Origin of the sequence: Neorhizobium tomejilense, from assembly GCF_964254135.1 — a bacterium.
Taxonomy (GTDB): domain Bacteria; phylum Pseudomonadota; class Alphaproteobacteria; order Rhizobiales; family Rhizobiaceae; genus Neorhizobium; species Neorhizobium tomejilense.
Window position 1 is genome coordinate 1,049,775 of record NZ_CAXUSO020000002.1, and the last position, 20,473, is coordinate 1,070,247.

Here is a 20,473-nt window from a genome sequence, read left to right on the forward strand (position 1 = left end):
CTGGGGAAGCCTAACAACTAACATTGCAGTGCACAATAACAAAATTCAACCGATATAAAGAAATAAACTCCAAATATACTTTAAAAATTGAAGTAATAATTATGCAGCCGTTCCCTGATCGCCTCGAAACGACTTTCCGGTCAGCTTTTCAATGATATTCTGCTGCCGGTTGAGGCATTCCGCTAACCGGAAACGCCTCTCGACTGTCCGGCGGGCCGCAGCGCGCATCCCGAAGTAATGTTCTGGATTCGCGAGGGCGCCGAGAATCGCCTCGGCGAGTGCATCCGTATCGAAGAACGGCACCAAAAGACCATTCTTGCCGGAACGTATGACCTCCTGAACGGGCGCGGTATCCGATCCGATGACCAGCGCGCCACAGGCCATCGCCTCCAGCACCGACCAGGACAGGACAAAGGGATAGGTCAGGTACAGATGCGCGGAGGAGATCTGGTAGATCTGCCGTAAGAGCGAATGCGGCACCGCACCGGGAAAGACGATATTCTCCCGCGGTATGTCCAGGGACTTGAGGAGATGATCCTTCCACGCCCCGCCGCCCGGCGGCGGCACGCCATAGCTGACACCGTCTCCTCCGATGCAGACGAACAGAGCATCGGGGCGCTGGCGCACGACCTTGGCGGCAGCCTCCAGAACCTGCGGGAATCCGCGATAGGGCTCGAGATCGCGCGCGACAAAGGTGACGATGGGAGGACCATCGGCACTCAGCACGCGTCCATCCGGAAGCGTGGCCGAAGCCGTCGGGTCGGGTCGAAACCGCACCGTATCGATTCCCTCGTGACACACCGAGATGCGCCCCTGGGCGTCCGCAGGATAAAGACTTCTCTGCCAATGGGTAGGGCTGATGCCGGCCTCGATGGCCTCGAGGGACAGGAGTTGCGCGATATTGCGCAGCCGCAGTCTCTTGCGGGTCTCCAGATCGGGCCGATCGTCAGGGGAGAACCCGATATCCGCCCCTTCCGACCGATAGAAGAATTCGCAATACCCCAATACGGGCACCTGCGGGAGCACATCCTTCAGGAACATCATGCTTCCCCAGCCGATATGGCCGACGGCGACATCGGGCACCAGCCCCTGCCGCACCATGGCATCGAGCGTCTCGGCGACGCGATGGCCGATTCGCGCATGGTGATCGGGAGTAGCCATGTGTCGGGCCATATGCGGATCCGCACGCGGACCCGCTTCCGCTCGATGTCGAATGACGCGAACGGAAGGGATCTTCTGATCTATGGTCTCGGTGATGAGGCTGACCTCATTGCCCAGCTGTGCAAGCTGGGCGGCCAGGGCAGCGAACTGACCGAAACCCCGTCGATGAACAAACGCCACGTGCATCGCGTCTATTCCCCCACGGCCAGGCGCTCGCCCTCACCACCACTCAAACGCCGTACCGTGAGGTGCTGCCCCAGGCCAGTTCGAGCTGATGCAGTGTCTGGAAGGCCGTTTCAAGCATCCGTTGCTCCTGGTCGCCACGATTCACCGCGCGCTCATAGGTCATCGCGGCCTCCCGGAGATTTGCTCTGAGCTGCCGCCCCTTCTCCGTCAACTTGATGCGTGCGGACCGCTTGTCGCGCTGGGAGGCAACCCGATCGATGTAGTCACCATCACCAAGCTGTTTCAGATAGTAGGAAACGTTGGAGCCGACATAATGGCCCCGATCCAAAAGCTCGGCGACCGAGAGCTCCGAATCGCCGATTGCCAGCAGGATCATCGCCTGTGCCGGCCCGATATCGTCAACCCGAAGCTTGGTCAGCTCCGCACGGATCAGACCCGAGAACCGCCTGCTTGCCCGCTCCATGAGGCGAGCGAGTTCGAAATATGTAACCTGTTGGAGGGCCCCAAACTCGGCATCCTGAGAATGCTTGGGGTCTGTCTGTGCCGCCTGACCCATTTGAACTGTTAGTTCGCCACTCAGCTCTACAGGCAAATTAAGCACAACTTCTTCTTTCATCCCAATCTCCGTTTCAGGAAACTACTTCAAAAATTGAAGTAATATTCAACTACGCCCAATCCCCCCAATCGCCATTAGCTTGCACAAGCCCTCCGTTATGTGCCAGATTGGAGGAAGCAATACTATCCTTCGGTTTAGCTATAACCAAAACGTCCTCCGACTGATTGATCTAACGTTAACCTGAGGCAAATTGCCATGCGCGATACTGTTCAAAATGAGACAACAATCAAGGGGCAAATTCGCAGAGGCCGGAAAGAAAGCAGCCCAGGGTTGCTAGTATCGCAAGCCAAGCGTGTATTTTTGTCGGGACTGCTTTATGCCGCAGCGCTCAGCGTGTGTCTGAATTTATTACAGCTGACGATGCCTCTGTTCATGCTGCAGGTTCATGACCGGGTGCTTAACAGTCAGAGCATGGACACGCTGGGAATGCTCGTCATCCTGGCCATAGGCGCCCTGATCGTGCTCGGTGTTCTGGAATTCATCCGCGCCCTTTCGTTCCAGGCCATGGGAGGTGCGCTTGTGCGCAGACTGAACATGCCCATCCTGGCGGCCGCCGTTCAGGCCTCGGTCGACCAGGGCCTGTCGCGCGCGACGCAGTCGCTTCGGGACATCTCGGAATTGCGAAGCTTTTTGACCTCGTCGGCAGTCACGGCACCCCTCGATGCGGCGTGGTCTCCAATTTTCCTCGGCGCCCTTTTCCTTTTGCATCCGCTCTTTGGCCTCATCGGAGCCGTTTCCGCCGCTCTGCTTCTCTGCGGCGGACTGGTTACGGACATTTTGACACGCCAACTCACCAAGGAGGCGAATCAGACGAATATCGAGGCGGTGTCCAAGATTGGCGCTTCGCTGCGACATTCCGAGGCAATCGAGGCAATGGGCATGCTGCCGGCCCTGGCGGCCCGTTGGCGTGCCCTGCAACTGCAAGCCCTCAGCGCCTATGAAACGAGCGGGAGCAGGAGCAAGGCGATGTCGTCCATTACCCGCAGCCTGCGCTATTCCATCCAGATCATCACCCTCGCGGCCGGTGCCTATCTGGTGCTGCAGCAGGAAATCACGCCCGGCGCAATGATGGCATCGAGCATCCTGGTCGGGCGCCTCCTGATCCCTTTCGATTCGCTCATCGACAATTGGCGGCAGTGGGTGCTGGCGGCAGCGGCCTGGCATCGTCTCGAGGCCATCCTCACGGCGGACGTTGCGATCCGCCAGACGATGCCGACGCCGCATTCGTCGGGCGACATCGTCGTCGACAAGCTCATTTACGCGGCCCCCGGCCTGGATGTGCCGATCATCAAGGGCATTTCTTTCTCCCTCTCTCCGGGCGAGGTTCTGGGCGTGATCGGCCCTTCCGCCGCGGGCAAATCGACGCTTGCGCGGCTGCTGGTCGGTATCCTGCGCCCCACATCCGGTGGCGTCTTCCTCGACGGCAACAATACCTATCTCTGGGAGCGCAGCTCGTTCGGCCAGGGTGTCGGATACCTGCCGCAATCCGTCTCGCTTCTGGAAGGCACCATTCGGGAAAACATCGGGCGAATGGCGGACAGCGATCCATACAAGGTCCTGGAGGCGGCGCGACTGGCCGACATCCATGAAATGGTCGGGCGCCTGCCGCTCGGCTACGACACGCCGGTCGGCGACGGACATCTGACCCTTTCCGGAGGCCAGCGGCAGCGCATCGCGTTGGCGCGCTGCCTCTACAATCAACCGCGCCTCATCGTGCTCGACGAGCCGAACGCAAATCTGGACGCGATCGGCGAGCGGGCCCTTATCCGCGCGATCGAGCGCGCTCGCGAAAGTGGCGCCATCGTCATCATCATCGCTCACCGGCCGGCTATCATGCAGGTCGCCGACAAGCTGCTCGTGCTTGAAAACGGCCGCGTCACCCAGTTCGGACCGCGTACGTCCGTGATTCCGGTAGCGGGGCCGGGCGAAACAACCCGCGAGGTAGCCGCAATATGACCGCGCAGAAACCTCTCCTGGTTGAGAAAAAACCGCTCGCGATCCGCGCCGATCTTTCCGAGCGTCAGATCCAGCGATATCAGCCGGCCTTGCCGGATGCCGCCCCGTCGAACCCGGAGTTCGACCAATTCGACAACCGTTCACCGCTGCGAGGTCTCGTCATTGCGGGGCTCGCCACGATCCTCGTGTCGTTCGGGGGATTTTTTGCCTGGGGGTTTTCGGTCGAGCTCAGCAGCGCCACGGTCGCCAACGGCACGATCATCGTCGATTCGAAACGAAAAACCATCAGCCATTTCGAAGGCGGCGTGATGAACCGATTGCTCGTCCAGGAGGGCGACAAGGTCACCGTCGGTCAGCCCCTGATCGAACTGGAGGATACGCGTGCCCGTTCCAGCCTCCGGTCGCTCCAGGCCCGGCGCATCGGCCTGATCGCCAAACTGGCTCGACTGAAATCCGAACAGAACGACGCGCCGCAAATCAGTTTTCCAAGCGATTTCGGCGACGCCTGGGATGTTGCGATGGATGACTCCGTCAGGGCGGAGACGATATTTTTTGAAAAGCGGCGCGAGACCAAGGTCGGACGCGTCGAGGTCCAGAGAAAAACGATCGAGGAACACCTCGAACTGGCGGCGTCATACGATATCCAGATCGAGGCGATCGACCGGCAAATCGGCTTCATCAGGGAGCACCGCGCGGCGATGGACTCATTGGTGAAGATAGGCGCCGTACCGCGTACCCAGGTCATCGAGATCGACTCCAGACTCAGCGATCTCGCGAGGCAAAGGGGCGAGCTCGTCGGCAACAAGGCCCAATCCGAAAAGGCCGCAGCCGGTGCACAGCTTGCGCTGACCGGGATCGAAAGCGATTTTCAGTCGACGATCGCCGGCGAAATCACCACCGCACGCGTCGATCTTGCCGATGTCGAACAACAGATCACCGCTTCCAAGGACGTGCTGCGGCGGCTTGAAATTCGCTCTCCGCAGGATGGCATCATCAGCAACATCCTGTTGCGCACCCCCGGCAGCGCGGTCACGCCCGGCCAGCCGCTGCTTGAGATCGTCCCGGAAAACGAACCGCTGCTGGTCGAGATGCGCGTCAATCCTCGCGACGTCGACAGCATCGCCGTCGGCTCGCATACCCAGGTCCGGCTGACGGCCTATAACCAACGGTCCCGCCTGCCGATGGAAGGTACAATCACGTATGTCGCCGCGGACCAGTCGGTCGATGAGAAATCAAACAGTGCTTATTTCGTCGCGCGCGCCAAACTCGACCCGGCATCGCTTGAGGCAAACCCTGATGTGCGCCTCTATCCCGGCATGCCGGCAGAAGTGCTGATCATTCACGCGTCACGCCGCGCGATCGACTACATCACCTCTCCCGTCCTCGAGAGTTTCCATCGCGCCTTCAGGGAAGACTAGTGTCTACGCCGCAAGAAATGCTGCATAGCAGAAACTGTTTCAAATATTGAAGTTGTTTCAAAGTAAAATACGGCAACTTTAATTTATAAGATGGCCCATTATCGAAACAATGTGCCATTAATATTCAATTCAGGAAATATATTTCCCAACATCTGACATTTTAGCTCCTGGTTATGCTTGCGCTTCTGTTTTTTGCAGTGCACATTTCAAGCGCGAAATCGTCGCACCCTGCGCCGACAACGCACTCATACAAACCTGAAGAGGAGAGGCAGATGGCCACATTGGAAGGCGGAGCATACGACGATGCCCTGTTCGGTTCCCGCTTCAACGACTTCATCCGCGCCCATGCGGGCGATGATTTCGTAAACAGCGGCAACGGACACGACATGGTGTTCGGCGGCGAGGGTGACGATATCCTGTTCGGCGGAAAGGGACATGATTCCCTGTTCGGCGGCGAGGGTAGCGACTTGTTGAACGGTGAAGCTGGCGACGACAATCTTGTCGGCGGCTGGGGTGATGATCTTCTTTACGGCGACAAGGGCAATGACACCCTGCTCGGCGGGCATGGCAGTGACCTTCTGTCCGGCGGCAAGGGTGCAGACATCCTCTACGGCGGCGACGGCAACGACATCATCGATGGCGGCGCTGGCAACGACCTCCTTGTCGGCGGTGCTGGCAATGACGTCTTCGTCTTCGGCGGCGGCGGCGGCAATGACGTCATTCTCGACTTCACCGCTGGCGAGGATATCCTGCAGATCTCGAAGGGCATCAATGGCCTCGACGTGACTTCGCCGGACGATCTGGCCTCGCGCATCACGCAGGTCGGCGGCAATGTCGTCGTGGATCTCGGCCATGGCGATACGCTCACATTGGTCAATGTCGACGCTGACGACATTCATGCCAATCCCGAGAACTACTTCACCGTTCACTGAGCATGATTTCTGCGCGCCCTGCCTCCTCCCGCAGGGCGCGCAACTCCGATCCAAAGGGGCAGCGTGTGACGTTCGACGAAGCGATAGACGCCACCGGCGTTTTTAGAAACGCAAAAATCTTTCGGCTCGGCATGGATTTGGCCATCCTTGTCTGGGATCTCCCCCCGGCCCTTCCCGCAACCACCAAATGCCTGTTGTCGATGGATCGCTCGCCGGTACCGCTGGTCAGCATGATGCTTCCGCTCGGCCACGGAAGACAACGCATGTTCTGGGCGATGCGGCCGGAACAGCAGCCGGTGAATGTGGACATCTGCACGGAACACGGCGGTATCGTCGAAACCGTCATGATGCAGCCGGCACGCATGCTCACGCCCCTCGATGTGGAAGCGCTGTTTACCGATCTTGCGCCGGGTTCTCGTATCAAGTTCGTTAACAACCTGCTGACCGTCTGGCGAAGCGCCTTCCGCATCGCCGGTGACCATCTTTTCCATATGATCGTTGAAGACGCCCTTCATGCGCTCGTACCCGAACCGCAGGCCGCCGGCATCGTCTGCCAGGTTGCCCAGGGACGCCATCTGATCGAGACGGCGATCAATCCGGACCTCGGCGACATTATAGCGATCTATGCGATCGGCGCGACTTCGATCGCACGCATGGCCGTAAAGCCTGTCCTCGGACGCCGAGCGAAAAGCGGTCTTCAACCGTGCCATTTCATCGCGGAGGCGCCCTTTCCCTCTCCTCCGTTTCTCATCGTCCTCCTGAGCAAGAATGGTGCAGCAATCCGCCAGCTTGCTGACGACAAACCTCGCCATCCCAGCCTTCAGATCTGGTGGAGCAAAAACCGTGAGGCCGTGGAGCTGCGCGAAATGGTCGTCCGTTGTCTCGCCACGTTGCCGGAAGGCAGCGCCGCGACGGCGATCGACCTTCAGGTCAACGCCCCGCTGCCTGCAACCCGTATTGCCAAGTCGTCGATGCATCCGTCGGGCGAGGTCGATCTCGCCCTGGCGCTCGACGACGGCCTTCTGGCAGGCGGCTGGTTTCATGCACCGTCATCCGCCTTCGCCGGCATCGACTATGTCAAGGAGGACGGCACGGCCGTGCCGCTTGACGCAAACAGCTACAAATTCCCGGCATGGGCGGAAGGCAAGGATGAAAAGAGCAAGACCGATGTGACCGGCTTCGTTGCCTGGATCCCGCTGACGGAATCCCCCGGCCCGCTTCTGCAGCCGCGATTTCAGTTGCGCCTTGCTTCGGGAGCGGTCAGGCCGCTGATACCGAAGCTGCAGCCTTTCGAGCCCGCAACGCAGCGAAACCATGTCCTGCGCGCCGTGCCGCCGCAGCATGCGGTCGACAGTGCCTTCCGCGCGATCCTCGCGCCCGCCCTGCAGGACATAGAACGGCGGCTGGGCAAGACCATAGAGGTCGATTCCACCAAGGACTACAGCCTGTCCGAGACCACACCCCTCGTTTCGATTGTCATACCTCTCTACAAGGTCCTCGATTTCCTGCGCTTCCAACTGTCGGGAATGGCCACCGATCCGTGGCTCGTTGCCAATGCCGAGATCATCTTTGTCCTCGATTCACCGGAAATCCAGGATGAGACGGAGCATATGCTGGGCGGCCTGCACCTGCTGCACGGGCTGCCGATGAAGCTGGTCATCATGAACCGCAACAGCGGCTACGCACGGGCCTGCAATGCCGGCGCACGTTTTGCCCGCGGTGCCATTCTGGTCATGCTCAATTCGGATGTCGTGCCAAAGGGACCCGGTTGGCTTCAGGTGCTGTCGCGGCCGCTGCTGGAAAGCAGCAGGCTCGGCGCCATCGGCCCTAAACTGCTCTTCGAAGACGGATCGCTGCAGCATGCGGGCCTGTATTTTGGCCGCGACCAGCGCGGAATCTGGTTGAACCACCATTTCAACAAGGGCATGCCCGGCGACTATGCTCCCGCCCAACAAGCCCGCGAAGTTCCCGGCGTCACCGGCGCCTGCCTCGTGACCCGCAGGGCCATCTACGAGTGTGTCGGCGGCTTCACCGAGGACTACATAATCGGCGACTACGAGGACAGTGACCTCTGCCTCAAGATCCGCCGTCTCGGGCTCCAGATCGCCTATGAGCCGGCCGCCTGCCTGTATCATTTCGAGCGTCGCTCGATCCGCCGCAGCCAGGACTATATGCGCGGCGTCGCCAGCCAATACAATTCGTGGCTGCACACGCAACGCTGGGAGGACGACATCACCGACTTGATGGCGAACCAGTTCGGCAGAGATCAAGATCGCCTCGCCGCCACCAACGGCAGAAACCAGGAAAGGAACGCAGCGTGACACAGGTAGCACTCGTGCATCCTCCCAAGCCGGCGCGGCTGGTCGACGAGGACCGTGTTCGCTGGCTGCTCGAAGCCGTTCGGGGCAACCGTTTTCTGCCGCAGCCGGAACCCACCAATGTCTTCGTAGGTGACGGTGATTTTCGTGCGATCGGCGCGGAATTCCTCGGGCACTTCATCCGTATCGGCGGCCTGCGCGAAGAGGCCCGCGTGCTCGACATCGGCTGCGGTATCGGCCGGATGGCCGTGCCGCTCACCCAGTATCTCGATCCGCAGACGAGCCGCTACGATGGCATCGATCCGGTCGAGGGCGGCATCGACTGGTGCCAGCGGACGATCACGCCCGCCTACTCCAATTTCGCGTTCCAGCGACTGGATATCGCGCACGAACTTTACAATCCGAACGGCAACGTCAGCGGCAGGACCCTGAGGCTTCCCTTTCCGGACCACCATTTCGACTTCGTCATCATGACGTCGGTGGTCACTCACCTGCCCCCTGCGGAAGTCCTCGTTTATCTCGCCGAGGTTCGCAGGGTCCTGGCATTCGGCGGGCGATTGTTCATGACAGCCTTCGTGGTCGACCGGATCGCGGCGGCAAACGAGCACGGGCGGCGCGATCCGCGCCTTGCGTTCCGCCGTTATGGCGAAAGCCCGTGCTGGTTCGTACCCAACCAGGCGCCACTTGCGGCAGTCGGCTTCGAAGACGGCTTTCTCGACAGGGCGCTCGAACGGGCCGGCCTCTCCGTCGCCTTGAAATCGCTGGGCCATTGGCGCGGTACCAATGCGGCTCACCATCAGGATTTCATCGTGGCGAAGCGCCGGGGAAATGGCCGATGAGCAAGCGTATTCTGGTCGCTGCCCACAACCATCCGTCCCTTCACCCGGGCGGAACCGAGATATTCGCTCATGACCTGTTTCGCGCCTATCAGCGCGAAGGCCATCAAGCTCTGTTTCTCGGGGCCACGAACCATATTCATCGCGAAGCGAGACCAGGCACGAGCTTCCAGAGCATCGGCTCGGCTGGAGACGAAATCCTGCTGTGGTCCGGACATTTCGACCGCTTCTTCATGAGCCAGATCGACCTCTATGGCGTCGTGCCTGACATAGCGGAACTGCTACGCGATTTCCGGCCGGATGTGGTTCATCTCCATCACATGCTGCTGCTTGGCGCCGAGTTTCCCCACATCGTCCGCCGCACTCTGCCGGACTGCCAGATCGTCATGACACTCCACGACTACTACCCCATCTGCCATCATGACGGCCTGATGGTGCGCACTGGCACCAAGGAACTTTGTCACCAGTCCAGCCCAGACCGCTGCCATGCCTGCTTCAAGGACATTCCGCTTGATCGCTTTGCGTTGCGCGAACGCCACCTGAAGGCCCTGCTGAGCACGGTTGACCACTTCGTCTCGCCGAGCGCCTTTTTACGGGATCGCTACGTGCAATGGGGACTGGACGAAGATACGATCAGCGTCATTCCCAATGGCATTCCCGTCCGCAAGGCCGGCGTGCGAAGAGATCTGCTCCAGGGCGGCAAGCCGGTCTTCGGATATTTCGGCAATCTCAACCCCTGGAAAGGGGTGACCGTCTTGCTCGAGGCGGCGCGTCAGCTTCTGGCCGACGGCCTGGATTTCGAACTTCGTGTCCATGGCGGCGCGCCCTTCCAGAGCGAGACGTTCGTCGAGGAGATCAACAGGCGCTTTGCCGAAACATCAGGATCCGTGCAGGCCCGCGGCCCCTATCGACGCGAAGATATCGGCGATCTGGTGGCCGCGGTCGATTGCACCATCGTTCCTTCCGTCTGGTGGGAGAACGCACCACTGGTCATTCAGGAAGCCCAGGCGCAAGGCCGCCCGGTCATCGCCAGCAATATCGGCGGAATGGCTGAAATGGTCGAGCATGGCGTCAACGGCCTGACCGTCCCACCCAATGATGCCCGGGCGCTCGCCGCGGCGATGCGAGACATCGTGGAAGACCCGAAACTGCTGCACCTGTTCGCCCAAAACGCCCGCAAGCCCGACGACATCGACACGACTGCCCGCCGCTATCTCAAGTGGATGGAGACGGCTCAGGTTCAGGCATTGGAGAGCGCATGACCAGTCCCGCCGAACGACCGGATGCCGCATCCGAACAGGACAACGTCAAGCCGATGAACGGCCGGGTGGACGCCGTCGACATGGGTACGATCTTCGGCTGGGCATTCGACCCGATGGCGCCGGATCAACGGCTGTCCATTCGTGTCCTTCTCGATGGCAAGGTAATTGCCGAGGCCGTTGCCGATCGCAACCGTCCCGATCTGCGGCGCAACGGTATCGGCGACGGCAAACACGCGTTCGAAATCGCGCTGCCCGATCCCCTCCATTCGCGGGCCAGCGATGTCGTCGTCATGGCGCGCAATGGAAGCGGTTCCGAACAGGCTCTGCGTGTTCCGCAGCCGAACGAGCAGGCGGCCGAAGCCCTGATCGCAGCGCCGCTGGCAAAAGTGCTCGACAAACTCGATGTGCTGATGGCGTCGCAGCGGCAGTTGCAGGTCTCGCAGCGCTCCCTGCAGCGCGCACCGGAAATCGATGGGGACAAGGCCGAAACCACCGGCCTGACCGAAATGGGCAACGCCGTCGAAAACCTCAAGGTGGAGGTCAGCCAACGCTTGAATGACCTCGATGTCCACCTGATGCGGCTGGACGGGGTCGTGGCGGGGATGGAGAAGAACCTGAATACACTGAAGAAGCGGGCGAGCGCTGAATTCAAACCCATGTTGTTGCTGCTGTTCGTTCTGGTCGGATTTGCCGCTGGCGCCGGTCTTGCGCTGATTGCCAGGATTTGACCGAGGGAGGACAAGGCATGCTGGTTACGGAACAATCCCCCACGGTTACCAATCCTCCTGCCACCAGCCCCCTGGTCGCCAAGCCAACGCCCGCTAAGCAGGCGATAAGCAGGGCGATGCGCTCCGGAAGGGTCATCGGCTGCCGCGTCGACGAGACAACCCTGCTCGTTATCGGCCTCGGTCATGTCCCGGCCGGTGACGTGACGGTTGGCGTCGGCGAAGACCAGGCCGACACGCGAAATGCATTTGTGTCGGAATGGCGATCAGCCGCATCCTCGCCGCGGGCCAAGCATGGCTTTGCGGCGCTCCTTCCGGCAGGGGACACGGACCTTGCCATGACCACGATACGCTTCGGAGAGAAGGAGACGAGCACGCCCTACATCTTTGCGTCCCGCCTTGCCTCAACGGAGGAAGCAGCCGCGCTCGTGCTCGAGGCCGCCGGATCTCAGTCGGCCGCCGTCATAAACCGGCTCGTGGACGCGCTGATGACCGGCAATCTCAGCCGTCGCAGGCTTCTCACCATAACCGCGCTTTTGCAGGCGACCCACGCCACTGATGGCTTCGTCGAGTTGATCGGCGAGAGCCATGATGACGTGACATTCCTGCAGGGCTGGAGCCGCGGCATGGCACCCGGGCCTTGCCGGATGTCCCTGATCGGAAGGGCGACACCGGTGGTCGCGGAATGCGGCATAGCCACCTTTGCACGGCCCGACGCTCCTGATGGCGCCACAGGCTTTGTCGGCCTGCTCGAGACGCACGAGGCTGCCCGCGCTGCCGACATTGAAGGTCTGATCTTTCGAGGGCGCGCCGGTTGGAGGCATGTTGCCATCCACCCTCGGAAGCGCATCGCCGATCCGCAGGAAACCCCCGAACATATCCGGTCGGTCCTGATGCGCACCCATGGTACGCCGGACGTGCTCCTGTCCCTGCGGGCCGCCGCCAACAGCTTTGAGGGCAAGGAAACCGTCTCCGGCCTGCCCTATCCCGTCCGGATGGGGATAGACAGCATATTCGAAGCCGATGCAGGAAATCTTCTCATCTCCGGCTGGCTTTACGACCCCGATGGCCACGTCGCGACGGTTAGACTGCGCCGACGCGGTGCTGCGACTCGCCTCGACGAACATTGGACGCGCTTCGATCGCCCCGACGTCACGGACAGTTTCAACGACCAGGCGCATCTTGTGCCGGGTCTCCGGGGAGATCAGTGCCCCCACGGCTTCATCGCCCACACCCAGTTGTCGGGTGACGATCCCGGTGCCCCCACTTATTTTGAACTGACGCTGCAGGATTCGCGCCGTGCGTTTCTGCCGATAAAACCGACACGCCTTTCGGCACGTTCGGCGGCATTGCGCCAGATCGGCTCGATCGATCCCGCCAACAGCGCGCTGCCAGGGATCGTCGATACGCACGTTGTTCCGTTCCTTAAACAATCATCGGGAAGATCGGCGCCGGTCATCGAAACGATCATAGATGCCGGATTCTTCGATGAAGAAAACGGCCCGCCGATCATCATTGGCGTAGGCGAGAGCGAGGAAGATATCTCCCCGCTGCTCGCCCTGCTTGCGCTCGATCCGGAAACCCGGGGCGCTCCGATCGTGATCGCCATGCCCGCCGAGCGGTTTCGCAGGCAGGCTGCTCGCCTCAAGGAGCTCGCACGTTTCTATCGCCTTTCGGTCAGAATGGTGTCGACGAAGGGAACGGGCGACGTCTACGACATGCTGGAAGCGGGCACGCAGGCGCTTTCCTGTGAAACGGTCGTGTCGCTCTCCGCCTCGTTGATCCCGCACGGGACAGGCTGGTATGGCAAGCTTGTCGCCGCGGCTTCCACGATGAAAGGAAGCATCGTCTCGCCCGTCCTGGCTTACGAAGACCATTCGGTTCGCTGGGCGGGAACCTGGATCGACGACGGCAACGACGACCAACCGGTCGTGGGCCGCTACGCCGGATATCCGCTCAAAGCGGTGACCGACATGAAGGTGACCGGCATCGCGGCGGCATCGCTCGAATGCTGCATCATGCCCCGCGACGCCCTGTCGCGCGCGGGCGGCTTTTCCGGCGGCTATCTCGGCACGCAGGAAAAGGGTCTGGATCTCGGCCTCCGCCTCAGCCGGTCCGGGTTCGACTCCTACTTGCTGCCGTCCGTGCAGATGTGGGGCTGCGACGACGCACGCGCCGGCGACAGTCCCGCGATGGCGGCTTTGGTGGAGGAGATCGACCGAAAGATCTTCAAGAGCCAATGGCTGCCTATCCTCACCGTTGAAAAGCACCTGGAAAAGAGGCCCGCATGAACGAGCAGCTTCGCGTCCTTGTCGTCTCGCATGCACATCCGTCGGTCTCGCTCGGCGGGGCGGAAATCGCGTCCCACAACCTGCACCTCGGCCTGAAGGCATTGCCGAACGTGGAATCGGTTTATCTGGCTCGGATCGGACACCCGGTGCCGCGGCACGCCGCATCCGCGCTGATGAGCCTGCGCCTTGTCGAGGACGAATTGCTGTTCCACACGGATGATTACGACCACTTCTTCCTTTCCAACGGCGATACGCAGGCGATCAGCCGGGACCTCTTGCGTTTTGCGCGCGATCTCAGGCCCCACGTCATCCATTTCCATCATGTTCTCGGTATCGGCCTCGAAGCGCTTTATGCTTTGCGAGAAGCGTTTCCGCACGCCGCCATCATCGTCACGTTCCATGAATATCTGTCGATCTGCCACAATCACGGGCAGATGGTGAAACGGGCTTCCGGCCAGCTCTGCGAAACCGCGTCCCCGGTCGCCTGCCACGGCTGCTTTCCCGAGATCCCCGTCTCGCGTTTCCTGAAGCGGGAACTGTTCGCCCGCGGCATGCTCGGCCTTGCCGACGCTTTCATCTCTCCCAGCCGGTTCCTGGCGGATCGCTACGCCGCATGGGGCATCGAAAGAGACAAGATCAGCGTGATCGAAAACGGCATCGCCATAGAAACGGCGGCGCCCGCGCGCGAGGTTCAAGGTCTCAAGCCGCGTCGCAATCGCTTTGCCTATTTCGGACAAATGACCCCATTCAAGGGCGCCGATATCCTGATCGACGCCGTTTCGCGCATCCCGAAGGAAATATGGGGCGAAGACTCCTGCCTGATGATCTTTGGCGGCAATCTCGAGCGACAGCCGATCGAATTCCAGGAACGTATCAAGAAGCTCATCGCCGAGGCCGGCCACCGCGTTCGCTTCTACGGCGCCTACCAGAATGCGGACGTGCCGCGTCTCATGCGTTCCGTCGACTGGGTGGTTCAGCCGTCCGTCTGGTGGGAAAACTCGCCCGTTGTTATTCAGGAAGCTCTGCTCCACCGCAGGCCGATGATCTGCTCAGATATCGGCGGAATGGCCGAGAAGGTGCGCGACGGAAAGGACGGGCTGCACTTCCGGGCAGGCAGCAGCCAGGATCTCGCGGATCGCATCGTTGAGGTGCTGGGCGATGGCAAGATCTGGGAGCGGCTGCGCGGTTCCATGCGCCAACCCGCCGACCGCGCCGCCTGTGCGCGCGAACACGTCAAACTCTATCGCACATTGCTACGGCGGAAACTCGATGCCGCGATCGCCGAAAGCCCCAAACTTCTCTCGCCCGCGCTTTAAAGACATCCACGTCGCGAAAAGCCCGAGGGCATTCTTCTTCGCGAAGGCTGCCTTGTCGCGGCAGGCTCGGCAAAATTTGGATCACGAATGCGCGGCGCCTGCCGCTGTGAGCCGCGCGATGCGGCCGTCCAATTCCTCCAGCCGGCGGCCGAAGCCGAGATTGTCCGGCTGATACTCAATGGCGTCCGCAAGCATGGCCCGCGCCGTCACAAGCTCACCGTCGCGAATATGGCGGTTGGCACGATGGTAGAGGAAGTTTGCCTGCTCGACAGGAGAGAAATTTGCGCCGAAGCGCGCGTGAAACTGGTCGGCCCAGGCCCGATGCCGGGCAATCGCCGTCATGGCGATCTGATAGGGCCGCATTGGCGCGGTCACGCGCGCTGCACGGGCGAGACCGCGCAGACCCGGAAGATCGTCTGCGCGGCAGGCCTCGATCAGCGACAACGCGCGCGCCGTCCCGGTAAAGGCGCGAACGGTGCCATGGCCGGTCATATGGACAGGCACCAGTTGGGTCCTCTCCTGTTGCGCCGTGATCCGAATCGCGTGCTGGTGATCGACGGTGTGAAATGGATCGAAGAACAGATAGGCCCGGCCTGCCGCGTGATCAGGCGCGATCCCCATATTGGCATGAAGGTCGGGCGAGAAATGGCGCGCAAACCTGCCGTCGAAGGGAACAGCCTTCGGATCGATGGAGACTTGCGGGCAGAAGGCGACGGCAACTGTGGCGTTGAAGCGCCTCCGATAGCGCAATGCCGCATAGCCGCCCTGCGAATGCCCGTAGAGAATCCGCTCCGATGTCGCGTGAAGTATAGGCGCGGCCGCCTCGACGGCCTTGACGACGCTCGCCGCCGGAAACCAGTTCGGTCGCCTGCTGATGAAGCCGAGCGCCGAAATGCCGGCCTTCTCGCACAATCGCTGCCCCCAGAAACGACTGCCGTTCGCCCTCATCTCCATTTCGTTAAACGTGACGAGAAGATATGGAGACGACCCGGAATGATGTATCACCTCTAGGTTTTCATCCGAAAATACGATCATACGGTCACCATCAAGCAATTACAGAATAAAAATAATTCAATTTTTGAACTATATTTGTTCCATCGCGCGATTATTCGTAAAATTTTGCTTAACAACAATAACATATTTACACGCGCGATGGGAATATCTATTTGTTAATCTCCTATTCTTGGCTATGGAGATTTTATCCGGTTCGGAAAATACCAACCGCACCCTGCGTTCACACAAGATGTTTCTCGCCTGCATGCGTTCCCCTGGAGAAGACGAGACCGGCTTCGTTGCAACGGCACAAAAACGAAAAAAGCTCTTTGAGATGATCTAGCGATCTGAGTGCGAGGAAGACATGCAATTTGAACGGACGAAAATCACCGACGTCGTACTGGTGACACCCCAAAGAAATGGAGACCATCGCGGATACTTTTCAGAGACCTTTCGTTCTGACGTCTTTGGTCAAAACATCGGTGCCTTCAATTTCGTCCAGGATAACCAGTCGCTTTCCGTAGAAGCCGGAACGGTGAGAGGATTGCACTTTCAGATTGAACCTCGCGCTCAAGGAAAGCTGGTCCGTTGCATCGCTGGCGCCATCCTCGACATCGCAGTCGACGTCCGGAGAGGCTCGCCGACATTTGGACAGCATGTCCAAGCGGAACTTACTGCCGAGAACGGTTGCCAGGTCTGGATTCCCGCCGGGTTTGCACATGGGTTCTGCACTCGCCAGCCCAACAGCATCATCTCCTACAAGGTAACGGACTACTACAGCCGCGACCATGACCGTGGAATATTATGGAACGATCCGGAGCTCGATATCGGGTGGCCGGTGACAGCAGAAAGCGCCGTGCTTTCGCAGAGAGATCGGACGCAACCACGTCTCGCAGAGCTTGAGATGACTTCATTCACAATAGCTGATGGCAGCTAGGGGACATACAATGCGCGTCCTTGTTACCGGCGGAGCCGGGTTCATCGGATCGGCTGTCGTGCGTCATCTGGTTCTCGTCAGAAACTACGACGTCTTGACCGTAGACAAGCTGACTTATGCCGGCAACGTGGCGTCGCTCGCCACCGTCGAAAACAATCCGCGGCATCGTTTCCTTCAGGCAGACATTTGCAATCGAGCGGCGATGCAGGAGGCGTTCGACAGTTTCAAACCCAACCGAGTCATGCATCTGGCGGCGGAGAGCCATGTGGACCGCTCTATAACTGGCGCCCGCGACTTCATCGAAACCAACGTCATCGGCTCATTTACCATGCTGGAGGCGGCCCGGTACTACTGGCAGGATCTGATCGACAAAGCTAAAACAAACTTCCGCTTTCTCCACGTCTCTACCGACGAGGTATATGGCTCTCTCGGCGAGGGCGGATTGTTCACCGAAGAAACCCCCTACGATCCCTCTTCTCCCTATTCAGCGTCCAAAGCAGCCTCTGATCACCTGGCCAAGGCGTGGGCCCGCACCTATGGCATGCCGGTTATTGTCTCCAATTGCTCGAACAATTACGGCCCGTATCACTTCCCTGAAAAGCTGATCCCCCTGATTGTGCTGAATGCTCTTGAGGGCAAATCGCTGCCTGTTTACGGCAACGGCGCCAACATCCGCGACTGGCTATTTGTCGAGGATCACGCAAGGGCGCTGGACCTTATCGCCGAGCGCGGGAGGGTCGGCGAAACCTACAATATCGGCGGCCATAATGAGCGGCGCAACATAGAGGTGATCAAGCGCATCTGCTCGATCATGGATACCCTGCGGCCGCAGAAAGCCCCACACGAGCGACTGATCACATATGTCACGGACCGGCCCGGGCATGACGCGCGCTACGCGATCGACGCCACCAAGCTTGAGGCGGAATTGGGTTGGAAGGCAGAAGAAAATTTCGATACCGGGATCGAAAAGACGGTCAAGTGGTACCTGGAAAACGAATGGTGGTGGACGCCGCTGCGTCAGGGATACGGCGGTGGCCGGCTCGGCCTCCTTAACGGATCCGGAGGTAAATGATGGCGCGGCGGTATGTGGTCACCGGACGTGGCGGGCAGGTCGCACAGTCTCTGATCGAGCGCGTCGAGGGCCACAGCGAGATAACAATTATCCCGCTGGCACGACCCGATCTCGACCTTGCCGATATCGGAACGATCGAAAAGGCTCTTGTAGAAGCGAGACCTGAACTGATCATCTCCGCTGCCGCTTATACTGCCGTCGACCAAGCGGAAAGCGACGCCGCCAAAGCTTTTGTCGTCAACAGTGCGGCCATAAATGAGATCGGTCGCATAGCGACCAAGCTTAATGTGCCGATTATTCACTTATCGACGGACTATGTCTTCGACGGCAATAAGTCTTCACCTTATCAGGAGAGCGACCCTGTCGCGCCCCCCTGTGTTTATGGTCGGTCGAAGCTTGAAGGCGAACGTTGTCTCGACGCGTCGGGGGCGGATTACGTCATCCTCAGGACCGCGTGGGTCTACAGCCCTTTTAACAAGAACTTTCTGCGCACGATGTTACATCTTGCCGGAAGTCGTGACGAACTCAATGTCGTCGCCGATCAATACGGCAATCCAACATCTGCACTCGATATCGCCGATGCCATATTAACGGTTGCCGACAATTTGCTGTCGTCGCGGGACCAGCGCCTGCGCGGCATGTTCCACATGGCGGGAAGCGGTGAGGCCAGCTGGGCAGACTTTGCTTCCGAGATCTTCCGCATATCTGCCGAGATGGGTGGCCCGTCTGCGATCGTCCATCCGATCCCGACTGCGCAATATCCGACACCGGCTCGCAGGCCAACCAATTCGAGGTTGGATTGCTGCAAACTCGAACAGATTCACGGCATTCGACTGCCAGACTGGAAAATCGCGACTGCGACTACGGTGCAACGGCTCTTGGCCAGCGGTGCGCCGGGAAACAGGCCGGCATGGAAAAGGCATTTTGAGGAGAATCGTGGATGAAGGGTATCATTCTGGCTGGCGGCAACGGGACGCGGCTGCATCCGATGACGCTTGTCACGTCGAAACAGCTCATGCCCGTCTATGACAAGCCGATGATCTATTATCCGCTCTCGACGTTGATGCTGGCCGGAATACGCGACATCCTCATCATATCCACGCCGCATGATCTGCCCGATTTTCGCGGCCTGTTAGGTGACGGTTCGGCCTGGGGAATTTCGCTTTCCTATGCGGAACAGCCTTCACCTGCAGGTCTTGCTCAAGCTTACATCATCGGTGCCGATTTTGTCGGATCGGATCAGTCCTGCCTCATCCTCGGTGATAACATTTTCTACGGCCATGGCATCACAAAGCTTTTTGAAAGCGCTGCGGCGCGCAACGATGGTGCGACAGTGTTCGCCTATCATGTTCACGATCCGGAACGTTATGGCGTCGTGGAGTTCGACAAGGCAATGAAGGCGATCTCGATCGTCGAAAAGCCGACTGTCCCGAAATCCAACTGGGCGGTTACCGGGCTTTATTTTTACGACAAGGACGTGGTCGACATTGCCGCGAACCTCAAGCCGTCGCTGCGCGGTGAACTGGAGATTACAGATGTCAACCGAGTCTATCTTGAACGCGGCAAGTTGAACGTCGAACAAATGGGCCGCGGTTTTGCTTGGCTCGACACCGGGACGCCTGAGAGTTTGTTGGAAGCAGGCAACTTTGTCGGCACTCTGCAGAAGCGGCAGGGTATCAAGATCAACAGCCCTGAAGAGGTCGCCTGGCGCAGGGGCTTTATAGATGACAAGCAACTGGAGGCCGTCGGCAAGAAGCTGGGCAAGAGCGAATATGGCAGATATCTACAAACGCTTTGTACCTAGGTTCGAGATTGATCTGATGTGGGTTCATCGTTGCTCGCCCGCCTGCCCTTCAGTTTATCCTTTGTTCGCTTTGCTGGTCGAAGAGATGGACCTTCGATGACCCGCTGGCCGGATATGTGCCGGACGACATGCGGAGCAAGGCTGTGCGCAGACGGCGATCAATCCTCGATCGGGAAAGCAAAGCCAGCTTTCACTCGATCCATTACCACCATGGTTTTGAAACCTCTGATATCGTGGTTCTCATAGAAAAACCGACGTGTGAAGGCTTCGTAGTCCTCCATGTCCTTCGCGGTAATAACCAGAATGAAATCGGCATCGCCCGTCACGTAGTAGCCGATCATGACTTCCCGAGTGGCGCGGATCGCTGCCTTAAATCGATCAACGATGTCCGCGCGTTCGCGCTCTAGCGAGACAAGCACGATCATGGTGATGCCGCGGCCCCCGGCCTTGGGCGAGACGATCGACACATCTGCCTCGATCACCCCTTCTTCACGCAGCCGCTTCAGGCGTCGCTGACAAGCCGTCGGTGAGAGATTGACAATTTGCGCCAGCTCTTCTGACGTCATGCGATTGTTCTTTTGAACAGCCTCAAGCAGCGCTCTGTCCGCTCTATCGAGAGTAGTCATGCAGAAATCCTGCGCCAAGAGCCA

17 protein-coding genes are annotated in these 20,473 nt (G+C 59.7%); 13 read left to right on the forward strand and 4 right to left on the reverse strand.

The genetic code is table 11. The features are described from left to right. Positions 1-99: 99 nt before the first annotated feature. On the reverse strand, positions 100-1,347 hold the full coding sequence (locus ACSQ3G_RS27670) for a glycosyltransferase family 4 protein (protein ID WP_436112542.1): 1,248 nt from the start codon (positions 1,345-1,347) through the stop codon (positions 100-102). A gap of 43 nt (positions 1,348-1,390) precedes the next feature. Next, the gene (locus ACSQ3G_RS27675) at positions 1,391-1,903 is read right to left on the reverse strand and encodes a MarR family transcriptional regulator (RefSeq protein ID WP_371674243.1); all 513 of its coding nucleotides are present in this window, start codon (positions 1,901-1,903) and stop codon (positions 1,391-1,393) included. A gap of 255 nt (positions 1,904-2,158) precedes the next feature. Between ACSQ3G_RS27675 and ACSQ3G_RS27680 the strand changes: the two genes are divergently transcribed. The 9 genes from ACSQ3G_RS27680 to ACSQ3G_RS27720 all read left to right on the forward strand — a co-directional run bounded on the left by ACSQ3G_RS27680 (position 2,159) and on the right by ACSQ3G_RS27720 (position 15,017). Then, positions 2,159-3,919, forward strand: a complete 1,761-nt coding sequence (locus ACSQ3G_RS27680; RefSeq protein ID WP_105435569.1) for a type I secretion system permease/ATPase — start codon at positions 2,159-2,161, stop codon at positions 3,917-3,919. 17 nt (positions 3,920-3,936) lie between these two features. Then, a complete protein-coding gene (locus tag ACSQ3G_RS27685; protein ID WP_105418405.1) occupies positions 3,937-5,337 on the forward strand; it encodes an HlyD family type I secretion periplasmic adaptor subunit in 1,401 nt (466 codons plus the stop codon). Positions 5,338-5,609: 272 nt separating this feature from the next. Then, on the forward strand, positions 5,610-6,269 hold the full coding sequence (locus ACSQ3G_RS27690; protein WP_105436845.1) for a calcium-binding protein: 660 nt from the start codon (positions 5,610-5,612) through the stop codon (positions 6,267-6,269). 65 nt (positions 6,270-6,334) lie between these two features. Continuing rightward, positions 6,335-8,590 (forward strand): glycosyltransferase family 2 protein, encoded by a 2,256-nt coding sequence (locus tag ACSQ3G_RS27695; RefSeq protein ID WP_436112543.1) that lies wholly within the window; start codon positions 6,335-6,337, stop codon positions 8,588-8,590. Beyond that, the gene (locus tag ACSQ3G_RS27700; protein ID WP_436112544.1) at positions 8,587-9,426 is read left to right on the forward strand and encodes a class I SAM-dependent methyltransferase; all 840 of its coding nucleotides are present in this window, start codon (positions 8,587-8,589) and stop codon (positions 9,424-9,426) included. The genes ACSQ3G_RS27695 and ACSQ3G_RS27700 overlap by 4 nt, the downstream gene beginning before the upstream one ends. Beyond that, positions 9,423-10,685: a glycosyltransferase family 4 protein gene (locus ACSQ3G_RS27705; RefSeq protein ID WP_436112545.1), complete on the forward strand. Its 1,263-nt coding sequence runs from the start codon at positions 9,423-9,425 to the stop codon at positions 10,683-10,685. Before ACSQ3G_RS27700 ends, ACSQ3G_RS27705 begins: the two co-directional genes overlap by 4 nt. Then, complete coding sequence (locus ACSQ3G_RS27710) at positions 10,682-11,413, forward strand: hypothetical protein (RefSeq protein WP_436112546.1); 732 nt, start codon at positions 10,682-10,684, stop codon at positions 11,411-11,413. Before ACSQ3G_RS27705 ends, ACSQ3G_RS27710 begins: the two co-directional genes overlap by 4 nt. A gap of 17 nt (positions 11,414-11,430) precedes the next feature. Further along, entirely contained in the window at positions 11,431-13,701 is a 2,271-nt protein-coding gene (locus tag ACSQ3G_RS27715; RefSeq protein ID WP_436112547.1) for a glycosyltransferase family 2 protein, read from the forward strand. After that, the gene (locus tag ACSQ3G_RS27720; RefSeq protein WP_436112548.1) at positions 13,698-15,017 is read left to right on the forward strand and encodes a glycosyltransferase family 4 protein; all 1,320 of its coding nucleotides are present in this window, start codon (positions 13,698-13,700) and stop codon (positions 15,015-15,017) included. The genes ACSQ3G_RS27715 and ACSQ3G_RS27720 overlap by 4 nt, the downstream gene beginning before the upstream one ends. Positions 15,018-15,098: 81 nt before the next feature. On the opposite strand, the gene ACSQ3G_RS27725 is transcribed toward ACSQ3G_RS27720, so the two are convergent. Continuing rightward, on the reverse strand, positions 15,099-16,052 hold the full coding sequence (locus ACSQ3G_RS27725; RefSeq protein WP_436112549.1) for an alpha/beta fold hydrolase domain-containing protein: 954 nt from the start codon (positions 16,050-16,052) through the stop codon (positions 15,099-15,101). Positions 16,053-16,374: 322 nt separating this feature from the next. Here ACSQ3G_RS27725 and rfbC point away from each other — a divergent pair, with 322 nt between their 5' ends. From rfbC to rfbA, 4 genes are read left to right on the forward strand one after another with little or no spacing between them, the layout of a single operon-like run. Then, positions 16,375-16,947, forward strand: coding sequence for a dTDP-4-dehydrorhamnose 3,5-epimerase (gene rfbC / locus ACSQ3G_RS27730; RefSeq protein ID WP_436112550.1), 573 nt, complete (start codon positions 16,375-16,377; stop codon positions 16,945-16,947). A 10-nt stretch (positions 16,948-16,957) separates the two neighbouring features. Then, a complete protein-coding gene (gene rfbB, locus ACSQ3G_RS27735) occupies positions 16,958-18,019 on the forward strand; it encodes a dTDP-glucose 4,6-dehydratase (RefSeq protein ID WP_436112551.1) in 1,062 nt (353 codons plus the stop codon). Further along, the gene (gene rfbD / locus ACSQ3G_RS27740; RefSeq protein ID WP_436112552.1) at positions 18,019-18,963 is read left to right on the forward strand and encodes a dTDP-4-dehydrorhamnose reductase; all 945 of its coding nucleotides are present in this window, start codon (positions 18,019-18,021) and stop codon (positions 18,961-18,963) included. The genes rfbB and rfbD overlap by 1 nt, the downstream gene beginning before the upstream one ends. After that, positions 18,960-19,823, forward strand: a complete 864-nt coding sequence (gene rfbA / locus ACSQ3G_RS27745) for a glucose-1-phosphate thymidylyltransferase RfbA (protein ID WP_436112553.1) — start codon at positions 18,960-18,962, stop codon at positions 19,821-19,823. The genes rfbD and rfbA overlap by 4 nt, the downstream gene beginning before the upstream one ends. Before the next feature lie 158 nt (positions 19,824-19,981). Here rfbA and ACSQ3G_RS27750 read toward each other — a convergent pair whose 3' ends face one another. After that, on the reverse strand, positions 19,982-20,449 hold the full coding sequence (locus ACSQ3G_RS27750; protein ID WP_046666233.1) for an Lrp/AsnC family transcriptional regulator: 468 nt from the start codon (positions 20,447-20,449) through the stop codon (positions 19,982-19,984). Between the last annotated feature and the right edge of the window lie 24 nt (positions 20,450-20,473).